The sequence below is a fragment of the Dyadobacter sp. CY347 genome, from assembly GCF_021502655.1.
GTDB lineage: Bacteria > Bacteroidota > Bacteroidia > Cytophagales > Spirosomataceae > Dyadobacter.
Genome location: NZ_JAKFFT010000007.1, coordinates 501,262 through 516,660 on the forward strand (window position 1 = coordinate 501,262; position 15,399 = coordinate 516,660).

Consider the following 15,399-nt stretch of genomic DNA (forward strand, 5'->3'; position numbering starts at 1 on the left):
TTAAATTTTAACCAAATCCACCGCCGCCAGGCGTTTCGATAATCAGTATATCGCCCTGTTGAACTTCCAGACTGCATATGCCGGTTAGAACCGACGTTTTATCTTCGCTAATCAATGTGTGAACGCCGCATTTTCCATTCTCGCCGCCGTTCAATCCGTAAGGTGCGTATTTTCTGTGTTGTCCCATCAAAGTCACTTGCAATGGTTTCAGAAATTCAATTTTCCGCACAATGCCATCGCCGCCGTTGAATGCTCCTTTTCCACCCGAATTTTTCCTGATGCAGAATTCCAGTAAGCGCACCGGATATTTGCGTTCCAGTTGTTCGGGATCGGTAATGCGCGTGTTGGTCATGTGCTGGTGCACGGCAGAGCGACCATGAAATCCCGGCCCAGCGCCCGTTCCGCCGCCAATGGTTTCATAATAGCCAAATTGCTCGTCACCAAAAAGAAAATTGTTCATCGTCCCCTGACTGCACGCCGCCAATCCGAACGCCTTAAGCAATGTATCTACCAACCGCTGGCTCACTTCCGTGTTGCCACCGACCACGGCAGGACATTCAAATGGATCGTCAGAGAAGTCAGGATGTAGAAAGCTGTTGTCGGGCAGGATAATGTCCACGTTTTTCATCAAGCCATCGTTCAGAGGAATTTCCTTGTTGACCAACAGCCTAAGTACATATAAAATGGCGCTGTACAGGATCGAAATGTTAGCATTTAGGTTGTTGGGATGGACATTTGATGTTCCTGTGAAATCAAAAACTTGTTTCTCAGCAGATATCGAAACCGAAACCTGAATGCGGTGACCATCATCCAGAAGTTCTGTTGCCTCAAAAGTTTGGCCGTGAAGCGGTGTTAATGCAGTTTCCAGCTGGGCAACAGCATTTTCTTTCAGTAACCGCATATATTTCTGCACCGTTTCCAAGCCGTGCAAATCGACCAAACGCAACATTTGCTCGCTGCCTTTTCTTAATGCAGACAAAGCCGCAATGATATCAGCTTCATTGGAAAGGAAGTGCCGGGTAGGATAGGGGCCTTCCGTAAACAGGCTGCGGATGGTGTCCCATTGAAATACATTGTTTTTGATCAGATATTGAGGCAAAATAACGACGCCTTCCTCAACCAGACAAGTCGCATCCGGCGGCATAGAGCCTGGCGTTTTGCCACCAACTTCGGCATGGTGCGCACGGTTGATCACATAACCAATGCAAATGTTGTCTTCCGTGAAAATGCCTGAAATCAGCGTAATATCAGGCAAATGAGAGCCGCCATATTTCGGATGATTGGTAATAATCACATCCCCCGGCCCAATCTCAATCGCCTCCTTAACCAACCGCCCGCAAATGCCCATGCTGCCCAAATGCACCGGAATGTGCTGCGCATTCACCAGCAACTCGCCATCCTGATCCAGCAACGCACACGAAAAATCCAGCCGCTCTTTCACATTCACCGAGAATGCCGTTCGTTGAAGTTGAACGCCCATTTCATCCGCAATGGATTTGAAACGATTCGTAAAAAGCTGCAATGCCACTTCCTCGCTTTGTTTTTTGGCAATAACTTGCGTTTCCGAAGTTTTGAAAGCGATAGCGTCTTTGCTGTTTTGAATAATCAGTTTCCAGCCATTTGGGATGTAAGCCGTGGAAGTGTTATTCAAAAGGATCGCCGGACCGATAAGTTGGTCGCCTGCATTAAGCTGATCCCATTCGTAGAGGTGGGCAGCATTATAGGAGTCAGTTTTTGTAAAATCAGTTTGTTTTGAGTCGATTTCATTAATCTCAAATAAAGGATTAACGGTTCTCAATGCATTTGCTAAAACTCCTTCATTAATGATCGTTTCTGGCTTAATCGCAGCAGCTTTTTCTTGAACCATTAATTTCAAACTCTCCAATTCAACCGTCAGATTCGCAGGACAGTAGCCAAACTGCGCTGTGTAAAGTTGTTCAAAAACATTTAATGTTTCTGCGCCTTCATAACTCACCTCAATTGTATTTTCCTGTCCGGCAAAACGTAGATATACATAGCAAAACGCGGTTTCAAATGCATTAACGCCTTGATTTTGCAGCTTTTCAGCACCTTCTTGCAAAAGCTCGTTTTTCCAAAGCTCAATTTTTACTTCCGATTCCCGCCAGGGAAGCAGGATCTGTTTCGAAACAATGGTGCTGACCAGCGCCTCGCCCATTCCTAATGCACTGAAAAGTCCGGCGTCGTAGGGAATGATTACAGTTTGAATATCCAGCAAATCGGCCAGCTGGCAACTATGCAAACCACCCGCGCCGCCAAAAGTGATCAGCGCAAAATCGGCTGGATTAATACCTTTTTCAACGGAGATTTTTCTAATTGCATCGGCCATTTTCTCATTGGCAATCCTTTCAAGGCCGGTTAGTAACTGTTGAAATGCCAGCAAATTCCCAGTTCGCGTTTCAATGCTTTTTTGCAAAGCGGTAAGCGCAGCCATAGCAGCATCCGCCCGAAAAGGAATGCCAAATTTAGAAGCATCCAATTTCCCCAACAGCAAATTTACATCCGTAATCGTAAGCGGCCCGCCCGCTCCATAACATGCCGGCCCCGGCGAAGCCCCAGCACTTTCCGGCCCCACTTGCAGTGAAAATCCATCAAACCAGCAAATGGAACCGCCCCCCGCAGCAACCGTTTCGATCGCCAATGTTGGGTTATGGAATTCAATGCCGTCAATTTCGGTAATGTATTTCAGCTCCGGCCGCCCATCAATCAGTGCCGTATCCGTGCTCGTCCCGCCCATATCGAATGTGATGGCTTTGGGAAATCCGAGGCGCTTTCCAGCATTAGCCGCCGCCACCATTCCACCGGCTGGGCCGCTGAGTAAGCTGTCTTTGGCTCGGAAGCCGTTTACTTCCGAAAGGCTGCCCGTGCTGGTCATGACTTTCAGGCTGCCGTTACCAAGCGGGGTGCCGCCCAGCGGATTGCCGCCCAACGAGTTTTTAATGTTAGTCAAATATTGATCTAAAACCGGATCGAGATAAGCATTTACGACCGCAGTTTGCGTTCGGCGCAGATAATGTGAGAAGGGGAAAAGCTTGGAGGAAACCGAAATGTATTTGGCTCCATTTTCTCTGAATGCTTTTTCTACCGAAAACTCATGTGCGTTATTTTGATAGGAGTGAAGCAGCGAAACGGCAATGGAATCTGCGTTTTTTGCAGAAGCAAATGTTGTTAAATCTGTGACATTCAAATCATGAATCACATTTCCCGAAGCATCCAATCGCTCATCAATTTCTAAAACTTCGGAATAAAGTAATCTCGGTTCCGGAATGTCGAGCTGAAAAAGGGAAGGGCGTTGCTGGTTGCCAATGTAAAGCAAGTCTTTAAAACCTTTTGTTACGACTAAAAGCGTTTTTGCACCCTTTCGTTCGAGTAATGCATTAGTTCCTTTTGTTGTTCCAAGACGCATTTCCAGTGGCGGCAATGTTTCATTTAACTTTGTTTTGGTTAGTAATCTTGCCGCTAAAACAGGCGCTTCTTCACCACTGAAAATTTCAAAATCGGTGTTTTGAGAAAATGGAAGGTCGTTTTTCAGCTTGAATGTTTTATTGGAAGCATCAATTGAAATGACTTTGCTAGTCAAGCCATTTTCCAGCAAGCGCAATGTATAACCTTCGAGCAAGTCTGCATCAAATGACCAGGAAGCGGCATATTGAAAAGTGTTTTTAGCAATTTTCCCAATAATCCGCCCCCGCACGCAGCCCGAGCTCAACACTTTCAACCTAGTTTTATTTCCTTCAAGATCAACAGCCAGGCAATCGGTAAAAGTCCCACCCGTATCAACCCAAATCTTCCAAAGAGAAGCCTTCATTTTTTCCAAAACAGACAAACCAAAAAGTGATGTGAAGCTCCAAAATAGTTGCTATTGGGAATAAAACCTATGGTTACCCAACCCGCTCGCGGAAATCCTTATGAAACTCTCTAGGACTTTTCCCCATGATCTTCTTGAAAACCCGATTGAAATTGGTCACATTGTCAAAGCCAGTCTGATAACTGACGTCTGAAAAGCTATCAAATTTCCCTGAGATAATGATTTTGCAGGCTTCGTTTACGCGGACTTCGTTTAGGAAGCTGATGAAGGTTTTGTCGGTGTGCTTTTTGAAATAACGGCAGAATGCTTGTGGCGTGAGGTTGGAGATTTCGGAGATTTCGGCGAGGGAAATGTGCCTTTTGTAGTTGGTAACCAAATATTGGAAAATCTGGTCCATGCGGATTCCTTCGACTTCGGAAATGATTTGCTCGCTGTTGTTGGTGGCCAGCGGCTTGATGTCGCGGATGGTGGAAAACAAATGCAGGAGCGAAATGAATGATGCTACGCGCAGGCTATCCCTGTTTTGTTTTAATTCTGAAATCGTTTTCTGGACAAGGGGCAATGCTGATTCCGGGATTTGGTAACCGTTGTGCAGGCCGTCTACAAATTTTTTAATACTTGCCATTTCGGGCAGGCTTAGGATGTTCTGGTGGAGTTGGGTTGGGTTGAAGAAAATGGAGACGGAATGGACTTGTTTTTTTTCTTCAGGGTTGAAATAGCTTTCGTCGTTTTTGAAAATGTGCGATTGATTGGCGCCGATAATGTAAACTTCGCCGGATTCAAACCTTTGCATATAATTGCCGGCGATGAGGATGCCGGAACCTTCCACGACCCACTCAATCTGAACTTCCCGGTGCCGATGTAAATGATTGTAATAATGTGGCAACACGTCTTCCTGCACCACAATGGTGTGCTCCTTGGAAACGGGAATGGTGAATTGAACGACTTTCATTGAAGTAAGGTGCGGGCGATGCCTGCAATGTAATGATAGCGGTTTTGATTAAAACAAAGAATCCTGGGTGCAGAAAAAGTTGCACCCAGGATCGTATTTAAAGGCATTATGCCTCGAATTCTTGAATTATTTACTTAAAACGGCCTGCTCTTTGATGACCTTCATGTTGCCTTTCATCAATCTCCAGTGACCTGGGAATGTGCAGACGTATGGATAATCGCCAACTACATCAGGCACGACGAATTTCAGGCGGAAAGTTTGTCCCGGGTTTACAAGTGGCGTTGCAGCCAAAACTTGTGGAATGTTCGGAACGTAGTTTTTCTCAGCGCCATCTTTGGCCGTGATCATTTTGTCAGCGGCTGCACCGATAATCTCGGTCGATTTTGGTTTTCCAACCACCACATTGTGCTGCATCGCATCCGGATTTTCGAAAACCAGCTCAATCGTTTTTCCTGCAACGGCAGTGAATTCGGTTAAGCTAAACTTCATCTCCTCGCGGATCGCTTTGATCTGAACCACCTGCACATTTGGGTCAACTGCAACATCTTCCTTCATTCCGTACGATTCCATCAATGTGGTAAAACGTGTGCTCAAATCGTCCGGAATGTCGCCTTTGATCGAAGCAAGCAATGTTTTGCCTTCGTCGTTTGCGGTTTCTTTGCGTTTTGGGTTCCATGCGCCAACGATCCCTTTGAAGATCGCATTGCGTCCTTGCGGATCAAGCGTTTGCGCTGTTTTCATCAATTTCAAAACATCGTCACCGCTCGCGGAGGATGTGTAACCGCGTGTCGCACGTTCCAAAGCAAAGTCAGAAAGCTTATCCATGCGCTTCACTTCGAAGGTTTTGCTCATGGTGTTGTTTTTGTTCTCGTCTTTTTCAGGAACAACATTGTCCACGTCTACGGTCGCCGTAATGTTCACTTTTCCAGACTCGTCAGAAGTAAAGCCGAAACCTGATTTCCAGGGACCGTTATTTCCTTCAGTCAGTTTCACCGTTTCACCCGGCGCGATGCCGCTGTTAAGCTGGCGGCTGATGTAATTGGTGTTCAACGAACGGCTTCTGATGCCTACATTTACAACCGGAACAAGCTCTTTCGGAACCGCAACTGAACCTTGGTTCGTAATTTCAATCACCACACGCGCATATTCACGAACGTAAGGAGTTTTTGGCTCAATGCTAATGTTCGTTATCGCGAGTTCAGCGCTGCCTTCTACGGTTGGCTTCGCAGCAGCAGTGTGTGCGCTGTGATCCATGTTGCTGTGATCCATCGCTTTATCTGCATTCGCTTTTTGCGTAGAAGCGGCAGTTGCAGAAGATTTGCTTACGCGTTGTGCCAGATATTTTTCACGCAATTTGCCATCTTGTGCATTCAATACGGCTGCAAAAGCATCCGGCATCCAGCGATCTTCTGGCATTGCATAAGTGTCCATTAATCCCAAAACCGCAGTTTCAACTTCCGGCGTGTAAGGGATTTCAGAGAATGCAAGCAGTGAGTTCAAAACCACAAGCGGCGCTTTGTCGTGCAATGCATCGGCGGTCAATAATGTCTGGGCGGTTGCAGGATTGCGTGGCAACACCTGAACGGCCGTTTTGCGAACGTCAGCTGATGGGTGTTTCAATGCTTCGGTTACAGCAGCCAAAACTTGCGGATCTTCGATGGCGTTCAGACCGTGCAATGTCCATAATGCATGAATCGCAGCAGTGTTCAGGCCAACTTCGTCAACGCTTTTGTCTTTAACCAGCTCAACCAATTTACCTACAACATCCTTGTTTCCGCGTTCCACCAAAAGGCGTTGCGCGTGACGGCGCCATAGCATGTTGGTGTTTTTCAATGTGGCAACCAGCTCGTCCGGGCGGTCTTTGCTCAAAACGATCGGCGTGTATTTCGGAGCATCTTTCCAGCCAATGCGGTACAAACGACCGTGTGTAAAATCACGCAAATCAGTCTCATATGCATTTCCTTTTCCGTTTTCAGATCCTTTTGGCGTCGGGTTATGCTGAATAATGTAGCTATACCAGTCAGCCACCCAAACCGCGCCATCCGGTCCAACTTCCGCAAACACAGGCGCAACCCATTCGTCCGCACCAGCCAGCAAGTTGAAACCTAATGCATCTTCAAAATCGGTTCCTTTCGGCTTCATGATATTTTGGTGCAAAATATGGCCAGTAGGCTCAGAAACGAAGGCAACATTGTTCCAATATTTCTTCGGAAATGCTCTTGCTGTATAAAAGTTATGTCCGGCTGCGGCAGTAAATCCGCCAAAAACATCCACCTGACGCACTTTTGGTGTGATAGGCTGCATATCCTTATGCGTATCCGTGCTGCGGCTTCCGTTATCCACTTTGCTTTTACCAAAATAACGGTTTGGAATGGCGCTATACCAGCCGTGCGAGTTGTTGGCCGTTGAGCCAAAAAGATCGCCCGCTTCGTTGAAACCAAGTCCCCAGGTGTTGTTAGAAGTTTTAGCAACAATTTCCATATCCGTTCCATCCGGCTTGAAGCGGAAAAGCGCTTGGCCGAAGTTCAATGAATCGGCGCTTCCGAATTTGCCTTTGAAACCTGAATAACCAACTGATCCGTAAATCCAGTTGTCAAATCCGTAATGCAGGTTAGACGGTCCGGCGTGCGTATCACCCGTTCCAAACCCTGAGAAAAGGATCTTTTTTACATCAGCTTTGTCATCGCCATTTGTATCCTGCAAAAACAACATGTGCGGTGCTTGCGAAACGATGATCCCGCCGTTAGCAAAAACAAGACCTGTTGGAATGCTCAGATCGTCAGAGAATTTCGTGAATTTATCGGCCTTGCCATCCTTATTAGTGTCTTCGCAAATCAAAATGTAATCGCTTCCACCTGTGTCCTTCCGCTCGTTTGGATAATCTTTTGTGATCAGAACAAACAATCTTCCACGCTCATCCCAGGTCATTGCGATCGGGTGCATTACGTCTGGCTCATGCGCGAAAACGTCCAGTGTGAAGTCAACCGGGATCTGAATGTGCTTAACAGATTCCTCCGGCGACAAAGGCAATTGCTGCATTTGCGGGCCAGGGCGCTGCTCGTAGTTAGGAAGTTTTGCTGCGCGATATTCAAATGGTTTTGGTGCCAAAGCTGCCAATGATTTTCTCGCGTCATCATTCACCGCCCAAAGAATCCCTTTTTCAATCATATCCTGAAATCCAGGAACCGACCAGGTGCGTTCGTCGTGGCCATAAGCCGTGTAAAAAATGCGGCCTTTTCCGTGCGTTCTCACCCAGGTGTAAGGTTCTTTTTGCTGACCCGGTCTGTCTTTTTCCTGATCTTTTTGGATCAAACGTTCCGTCAGGACGATGTTATCAGGTTGTAGTTTTTCGTGCAAATAGGTTTCATCTACCGTTTTAAACTCCTTCACACCAGCAATCGCAGGGTGATCAGGTTTGGTCCAGACAGGCTGAATCGTGTCCCAGGTATGTCTCCAGAATTGGCCACCGATCAGCTTCACCACTTCCGGGTTGTTGCGGAAACAATAAGAAGCGCAGTGAATGGGAATAAAGCCCTTTCCGCTCGCCACGTAATCCAGCAATGCTTTCGCTTGCTGCGGCGCGATGGAATCCCAATTTGCATAAAGCATCAGGGCATCGTATTTGTTAAGTGTCTCAGGATTAAGGTCGTTCAGGTTATCCGTGTAGGTAAAGTTGAAACCTTTCGGGCCTAATGCAGCCATGATCTGCGGCACGCGTTCAGCAGGCTTATGGTGTCCGTTGTCTCCCAAAAACAGGATTTCCAGACGCCGCGCCTTTCCGGCCTCACTCTTGGCCGAGGAGCTCTTCACCGACGCGTTCTGCGATGAAGGCTGAGAGGCACAGCCCAGCAGGACAATACCAAGGATAAAGGATAACGCTTTGGTTTTCATTGAGTTCTATGTTCTCTTATTTGTTTTATGCTTTTTCTTTGTCAGCCTGAGCGGAGTCGAAGGCTCGCTACTGGCTTGGTAACGCGCTTGTCAACGGCGTCCTGCACGTGCCTTCGACCGCCCGGCGGCCCGGTCCGCTCAGGCTGACAGGGCAGTCGCTCAGACTCGCAAGCGAACCTAGCCTGTCACTCTGAGCGGAGCCGAAGAGTTACGCCAGCTCCTTAAAATCGGGCAGCTGAATCAACGCCCCGCCTTGCAATGCCGACTCGTGCGCCAGGATCCCAACGCTTGTCCAGTTTGCCGATTGCCATGCATTCGGGAATGGCTCGCGGTCTTCGATTAATGCGCTGATGAACTCGTGGGCCAAATGCGGGTGTGAGCCGCCGTGACCGCCGCCTTGTACAAATGACAAATGCGCGTTTTCATCCAGGTTATAAACGCCTTTTCCAGTGAAATGACGGATTTCTTCTGGCAGATAATGTGCGTAATCTGGTGTTGCCACTTTCTCAGCGATTTCGTGTTCCGGCTTTTTGGCCGTGTGAATCACAGGATCTTCGCCTTCGATCAATGGCCATTCGAAAGATTTTTTGCTTCCGTAAACCTCAAAACTTTCTCTGTACTGACGCGCCACGTCAAATAACGAGCGATATACATAAGCTGATAAATCGCTGTCCTTAAATTTAATATGCGCAGATTCAACGGCAAAAGGAGAGTTGTGGATTTTTGCCAGATCTTCGCTGATCGTTCCTGAGCCAAAGCAGGAAACATACTCCGCTTCAAGCTTCAAAAGTCCAGCAACCGGGCCGACGCAATGTGTCGCATAATGCATAGGAGGCAATCCGGGCCAGTAATCAGGCCAGCCTTCCATGTCCTGCTGATGGCTTGCCTTCAGGAACTGAACTTTTCCCAGCTCGCCTTTTTCATATAATTCTTTTACAAAAAGGAATTCCCGCGCATAAACCACGGTTTCCATCATCATGTATTTTTTGCCCGATTCTTTGGTCGCTTTTACGATTTCAATGCAATCCTCCACGCTCGTCGCCATCGGCACCGTGCAGGCCACATGCTTGCCAGCGCGCAATGCCTTCAACGTTTGCTCGGCGTGATTAGGGATCGGGGAGTTAATGTGCACTGCATCTACATTCGGATCATTCAAAAGGTCGTCGTAACTTGTGTAGCGCACTTCGATGCCATATTGGTCGCCAACTTTATTCAGTTTCGACTCTGTACGCTGGCAAATTGCGTACATATTTGCATTGGGATGTTGCTGGTAAATGGGGATAAATTCGGCTCCGAAGCCAAGACCCACGATTGCAACATTAATTTTTTGAGACATATTTATTTTGGTAGGTTAATGATCTGGTTTTAGGCAATACAATTTTAAAACAAAATAGTGCTAAAAACTTTACGTCTTTTGATTAGTACTGACTCGATTTTGACCTGCTTTTTGGCGCAGCGTTAATTTCTTGCAAAATATAGATAGAAATTGTGAAATTTATGATCAGACCAGCCACCGCTGAGGACGCTCCTGACCTCGCTCCCCTCATTATTTTAGCCCTAGGGCACATTGCCTGCATATTCGCCAAATCCGACGATCCAGAAGACGCCATTCCGCTCATGGAAAGATTTATTGGGAGCAAAGGCAATCAATATAGTTACGAAAATACATTGGTTTATGAAGATCAAGACGGCGTAATCGGCTCCATTGTTGGCTATGACGGCGCGCGTTTGCATGAACTTCGCGCACCTGTTTTAAAGGTCATTCGGGAATCTGATCCTGATTTTTCACCCGGGGACGAAACGGAAGCCGGCGAATATTATGTCGATTGTGTGAATGTCGATCCGGCGCATCAGGGTAAGGGAATTGGTAAGAAGTTGCTTCAAGCATTCTGCGAACTGGCGGCTGCAAAGCACTTCAATCGCGTCGGATTGATCGTGGATCATGTGAATCCGGATGCTAGGAAGGTCTATGAAAAAGTAGGTTTTCAGGTGGCAGGCGAAAAGGATTTTCTAGGGCACACGTATGATCATATGGTGCGGGAGATTTCATTTTAATTAAATCAAATTTTAAAAAATCGATGAAACAACGGCTGGTTTCGCTGGACGTCCTGCGCGGGCTTACCATAATCCTGATGACGATCGTGAATAATCCGGGTGACTGGGGCAATGTATATGCGCCGCTCCTGCATGCAGAATGGCACGGCTGCACACCCACGGATCTCGTTTTTCCAACATTCTTGTTCATTGTAGGCGTCTCTATTGTGCTGGCAACACCTCAGAAAACCTGGAATGTGACCGTGTTGCAAAGAATCGTGACGCGAGCTTTGCGCATATTCTGTCTGGGTTTGTTTTCAGGATTCTTCATTCGCATTCAAATGTTCGGTTTGGATGGGCTGCCTTTGTTAGTCGTCAGGTTGGTCATTACAGCGATTATTGTCATGGCGCTTTTTGCAGATTATGATAAAAACTGGCAGTTTCTGGTCGCGTTTTTCATCTTTCTGGTGATGATGATCCTGGCTTTTGGTGGTTTTGAGCCATTCAACACCGTTCGCATTCCCGGCGTTTTGCAGCGGATTGCAGTTGTTTATTTAATCGCGTCTTTGCTTTATCTGAGAACCGGCTGGGTTACGCAGGCAGTTGTAGGCGGTGTCATTTTATTAGTTTACTGGGCTTTTATGACGCTGATTCCTGTTCCGGAGGTTGGTGAAGCTAATTTGGAAAAAGGCACTAACCTGGCGGCTTGGCTGGACAATTTGCTTTTGCCAGGCCATTTGTGGGCCACTTCCAAAACCTGGGACCCGGAAGGCATTTTGAGCACATTACCAGCCATAGGGACTGGCATTGCAGGATTATTAACCGGAACATTGTTAAGAACTAATTTTGACAGAAACCAAAAAGCGACTTATCTGCTCATCGGAGGCATCGCCGCCATTGTTGTAGGCTGGGGTTGGAGTTTCGTGTTTCCGCTTAATAAGGCGCTTTGGACCAGCTCCTTTGTTTTGTACGCGGCAGGCTGGGCGCTTGTATGTCTTGCAATTTTATATTTTGTAATTGATGTAAAAGGTTACGCCGGCTGGACCACATTCCTTGTCATTTTTGGGGTTAATCCAATGGTCGTGTTTTTCTTTTCGGGAATGATTTTCAGGGTTTTGAATGCTGTTAAGATAGATAACCCTGCTGATCCGGCCTCGGGGCAAATGGATCTTGTTCCTTATTTGTACAAATATCAGATCGTGCCCGTTTTCGCCAATCCTATGAATGCTTCACTGGCCTATGCACTCCTTTATCTGGCGTTGTGGTTTGTGATTTTGTGGCTGCTTTACAGGAACAGGCTGGTGTTTAAGGTTTAAAATGGATAAAGAAGTGACGGATTTTTGCCTAAATTGCTTCTTTAAAATATTTTAATAAATCCTATTTACCTGAATCCATGTCTCAACCGAGCAGTTCTCAACGGAGAACATTTATAAAAGTCAGCGCAATGGCTGTTGCCGGAATGGCTGTTTCAAATTGGTCATTTGCCAAAAACGCTGCTGAATTTCCAGTTGTTCGTATCCCTGCTGACAAGCGCAGTTTTACCAGTCCGGCCGTGGAAGCGACAATCATCCGCATGAAAAAGGTGATTAAGGACCCGGAATTAGCGTGGCTTTTCGAAAATTGCTTTCCTAACACCATTGATACAACCGTTCATTACAAACCCATCGACGGCAAGCCCGACACATTCGTCATTACCGGCGACATCGACGCCATGTGGCTCCGCGATAGCACAGCGCAGGTGTGGCCGTATTTGCCATTACTCAAAGAAGACACCAAATTAAAGGATATGGTCGCCGGCCTCATCAACCGTCAGACGAAATGCATCATCATCGATCCATACGCCAACGCATTTTACGACCGGCCCAAAGAAAGCGAATGGACCAAGGACGTGACGGACATGAAACCCATGCTCCACGAACGCAAATGGGAGTTGGATTCGCTCTGCTACACCATTCGCCTTGCTTATAATTATTGGAAAATAACTGGGGACACAACCCCATTCGACGCCGATTGGACGAAGGCAATGGGATTAATCCTGAAAACCTGCAAAGAACAACAACGCAAAGACGGCCCCGGCCCATACAAATTCGGTCGCGTCACTTCATGGTCTACGGACACGGTTCCCGGCAATGGTTATGGCAATCCAATCAAGCCAAATGGCTTGATAGCAAGCACATTCCGTCCTTCGGATGATGCGGCTATGTATCCGTTTTTTGTTCCTTCCAATTTCTTTGCCGTGGTTTCTTTCCGCGAGGTTGCTGAAATGTTAGAGAAAGTAGGCGGCGAAGGCGCGAAGCTGGCAGGCGATTTCAAAGCATTGGCCACCGAAGTCGAAACTGCATTGAAAAAATACGCTGTTTATAATCACCCGGAATTCGGCAAGATCTATGCATTTGAAGTGGATGGTTTTGGAAATTATCTGCTCATGGACGACGCCGGGATTCCAGGATTGATCAGCATGCCCTATCTGGGCGCCATGTCGGTGAAAGATCCGATCTACATTAACACCAGAAAGTTCGTCCTAAGCGATTCTAATCCTTATTTCTTCAAAGGAAAAGCAGGCGAAGGTCTAGGCAGCCCGCACACATTGGTCAATCAAATCTGGCCTATGGGCATCATTGCGAGAGCTATAACTTCCACCGATGACAAGGAAATTGAAGCGCAGCTGAAACTATTGAAAACTACGCATAATAACACTGGCTTCATGCACGAGTCCTTCGACAAAGACGACCAGTCGAAGTTTACGAGGAAGTGGTTTGCTTGGGTGAATACGTTGTTTGGGGAGTTGATTTTGAAGTTGGAAAAGGAGAAGCCGCATTTGCTGGCGAAGGTTTATTGAGGCGGGCTTTGTTGGGTGAACAGCGGGTTGAAACCCGCTGGTAAAAAATGGTCCGAGCCTCTGGCTCTCTCGAGGAAAGCGCATGATAGCCGAAAAAGAGCCGTAGGCTCGACGGATTTCGCAGACCGGGTTTCAACCCGGGATGATGAGGTGACAGCGGGTTGAAACCCGCTGGTAAAAAATGGTCCGAGCCTATGGCTCTCACGAGGTAAGCGCATGATCGCCCATAAAGAGCTGTAGGCTCGACCGATTTCGCAGACCGGGTTTCAACCCGGGATGATGAGGTGACAGCGGGTTGAAACCCGCTGGTAAAAAATGGTACAAGCCTACGGCTCTCTCGAGGAAAGCGCATGATCGCCAAAAAAGAGCCTTAGGCTCGACGGATTTCGAAGACCGGGTTTCAACCCGGGATGATGAGGTGACAGCGGGTTGAAACCCGCTGGTAGAAAATGGTACGAGCCTCTGGCTCTCTCGAGGAAAGCGCATGATCGCCAAAAAAGAGCCTTAGGCTCGACGGATTTCGCAGACCGGGTTTCAACCCGGGATGATGAGGTGACAGCGGGTTGAAACCCGGGATAACGCCATCACCCCAAATGGTGCAACCATTCGAGGACAATATCACCAAATCAAAGTTCAACCCGTAATAACAGACACCTATTTCCCATGAAACTACCCACCAACATTAATTGACAACTACCGGTTTTACCCGCTTATTTCTCTTACCAGCAGCATTCCGGACATTCTCTTTTGGCTTCTTAAACTTCCTCCCAAGCCAAATCACAACACCAGTAACCGGCAAACTCGCAGCAATAAGCGCGACAATAAATGCGATAATCTTAGTCGGCCAGCCGAGTAGGCTTCCAGTGTGAATCGGGTAGATGAGTCTTCTGACCTGCATGCCTTTGGTTTCGTCTGCGTAGAGGCGGGTTTTTACCAGGTTTCCGTTGTTTTTGTCGAAATATAGGAAATTGACGATGTTGGCGATGGGGGCGTTGTCGTCGGCTTTGGAGATGGTGATGGATAGGCTGTCGGACTCGGGGAGGGTTACGAGGATTTTGCCGGGAGCGGGTAATGTCTGGTTGGTGGCTTTGTATATTTTTTCGAGGGTGCCGGAAATTGGTGTTTTGAATGTTGACAGGTTGGCCGGAGCTTCGCGCTTTTGCTGGGGCTTGCCGTCGAAGGTCATAAAAATGATGTTATTGACCCATTTGTAGCTCCATACCAAGCCAGTGAGGGCTATTACGAAGACGAAAGGCAGTACATAAAAGCCGAAAACGGCGTGGAGATCCCAGTTGAGGCGCTTGAATTTGGCATTCCACTTGATGGTGAAGCGTTGTTTGCGGTTTTTTCTGTTTGGCCACCATAGGACAAGTCCGGTGATCATGATCACAAGAAACATCACGCAGGAAATTCCAGTGATGATTTTTCCCGTTTCTTCCAGGCATAAATAGCGGTGTAACCTCAGCACAACGCTGAAAAACGCATCCTGCTCGATTCTGGACGCTGCGATGATTCCTGTGTAAGGATCGACAGCCACGGACAAGATGTCTTTCTCTTTTATACCATTTTTCAAACCAAAAATAACATTGCGATTGGCTTCCTTTTCGATGGTTATTCTAACGGGTTTTTTGCCGGGGAAAGCATTGGAAACATTCGATTGCAGCACGTCGAGCGGCAGTCGCTGTTTTCCTTGGTGGGTGGCAGCGATGTGAAACTGCTTATCAATAACCGGTTCGAGCTCATCTTCGAAAACAAGCAGCGAGCCGGTTAGGGCGACTATAAAAACCACAAGGCCGGAGGAAACCCCCAGCCATAAATGCAGTTGTGACGCAATCTTCTTCAATGTTCCTTTCACAA

At 47.3% G+C, this 15,399-nt stretch carries 8 protein-coding genes; 3 read left to right on the top strand and 5 right to left on the bottom strand.

Going from position 1 to position 15,399, the window contains the following annotated elements:
- Positions 1–7: 7 nt before the first annotated feature.
- The 4 genes from L0659_RS17765 to L0659_RS17780 form a co-directional block, all read right to left on the bottom strand.
- Positions 8–3,826 (bottom strand): hydantoinase B/oxoprolinase family protein, encoded by a 3,819-nt coding sequence (locus L0659_RS17765; protein ID WP_235127965.1) that lies wholly within the window; start codon positions 3,824–3,826, stop codon positions 8–10.
- 73 nt (positions 3,827–3,899) lie between these two features.
- A complete protein-coding gene (locus L0659_RS17770; RefSeq protein ID WP_235127966.1) occupies positions 3,900–4,778 on the bottom strand; it encodes an AraC family transcriptional regulator in 879 nt (292 codons plus the stop codon).
- Between the two features lie 126 nt (positions 4,779–4,904).
- Complete coding sequence (locus tag L0659_RS17775; RefSeq protein WP_235127967.1) at positions 4,905–8,669, bottom strand: PVC-type heme-binding CxxCH protein; 3,765 nt, start codon at positions 8,667–8,669, stop codon at positions 4,905–4,907.
- 208 nt (positions 8,670–8,877) lie between these two features.
- Complete coding sequence (locus L0659_RS17780; RefSeq protein ID WP_235127968.1) at positions 8,878–10,005, bottom strand: Gfo/Idh/MocA family protein; 1,128 nt, start codon at positions 10,003–10,005, stop codon at positions 8,878–8,880.
- Positions 10,006–10,166: 161 nt separating this feature from the next.
- Here L0659_RS17780 and L0659_RS17785 point away from each other — a divergent pair, with 161 nt between their 5' ends.
- From L0659_RS17785 to L0659_RS17795, 3 genes are all read left to right on the top strand, one after another.
- Positions 10,167–10,724 (top strand): GNAT family N-acetyltransferase, encoded by a 558-nt coding sequence (locus L0659_RS17785; protein ID WP_235127969.1) that lies wholly within the window; start codon positions 10,167–10,169, stop codon positions 10,722–10,724.
- 23 nt (positions 10,725–10,747) lie between these two features.
- Complete coding sequence (locus L0659_RS17790; RefSeq protein ID WP_235127970.1) at positions 10,748–12,019, top strand: acyltransferase family protein; 1,272 nt, start codon at positions 10,748–10,750, stop codon at positions 12,017–12,019.
- 77 nt (positions 12,020–12,096) lie between these two features.
- Positions 12,097–13,542: a glycoside hydrolase family 125 protein gene (locus tag L0659_RS17795; RefSeq protein ID WP_235127971.1), complete on the top strand. Its 1,446-nt coding sequence runs from the start codon at positions 12,097–12,099 to the stop codon at positions 13,540–13,542.
- A 682-nt stretch (positions 13,543–14,224) separates the two neighbouring features.
- On the opposite strand, the gene L0659_RS17800 is transcribed toward L0659_RS17795, so the two are convergent.
- Complete coding sequence (locus L0659_RS17800) at positions 14,225–15,397, bottom strand: PepSY domain-containing protein (protein WP_235127972.1); 1,173 nt, start codon at positions 15,395–15,397, stop codon at positions 14,225–14,227.
- Positions 15,398–15,399 lie beyond the last annotated feature (2 nt).

Bases quoted from the DNA above. Each gene is read 5' to 3' on its own strand.
- L0659_RS17765 (WP_235127965.1), bottom strand. From the start codon at position 3,826: ATGAAGGCTTCTCTTTGGAAGATTTGGGTTGATACGGGTGGGACTTTT.
- L0659_RS17770 (WP_235127966.1), bottom strand. From the start codon at position 4,778: ATGAAAGTCGTTCAATTCACCATTCCCGTTTCCAAGGAGCACACCATT.
- L0659_RS17775 (WP_235127967.1), bottom strand. From the start codon at position 8,669: ATGAAAACCAAAGCGTTATCCTTTATCCTTGGTATTGTCCTGCTGGGC.
- L0659_RS17780 (WP_235127968.1), bottom strand. From the start codon at position 10,005: ATGTCTCAAAAAATTAATGTTGCAATCGTGGGTCTTGGCTTCGGAGCC.
- L0659_RS17785 (WP_235127969.1), top strand. From the start codon at position 10,167: ATGATCAGACCAGCCACCGCTGAGGACGCTCCTGACCTCGCTCCCCTC.
- L0659_RS17790 (WP_235127970.1), top strand. From the start codon at position 10,748: ATGAAACAACGGCTGGTTTCGCTGGACGTCCTGCGCGGGCTTACCATA.
- L0659_RS17795 (WP_235127971.1), top strand. From the start codon at position 12,097: ATGTCTCAACCGAGCAGTTCTCAACGGAGAACATTTATAAAAGTCAGC.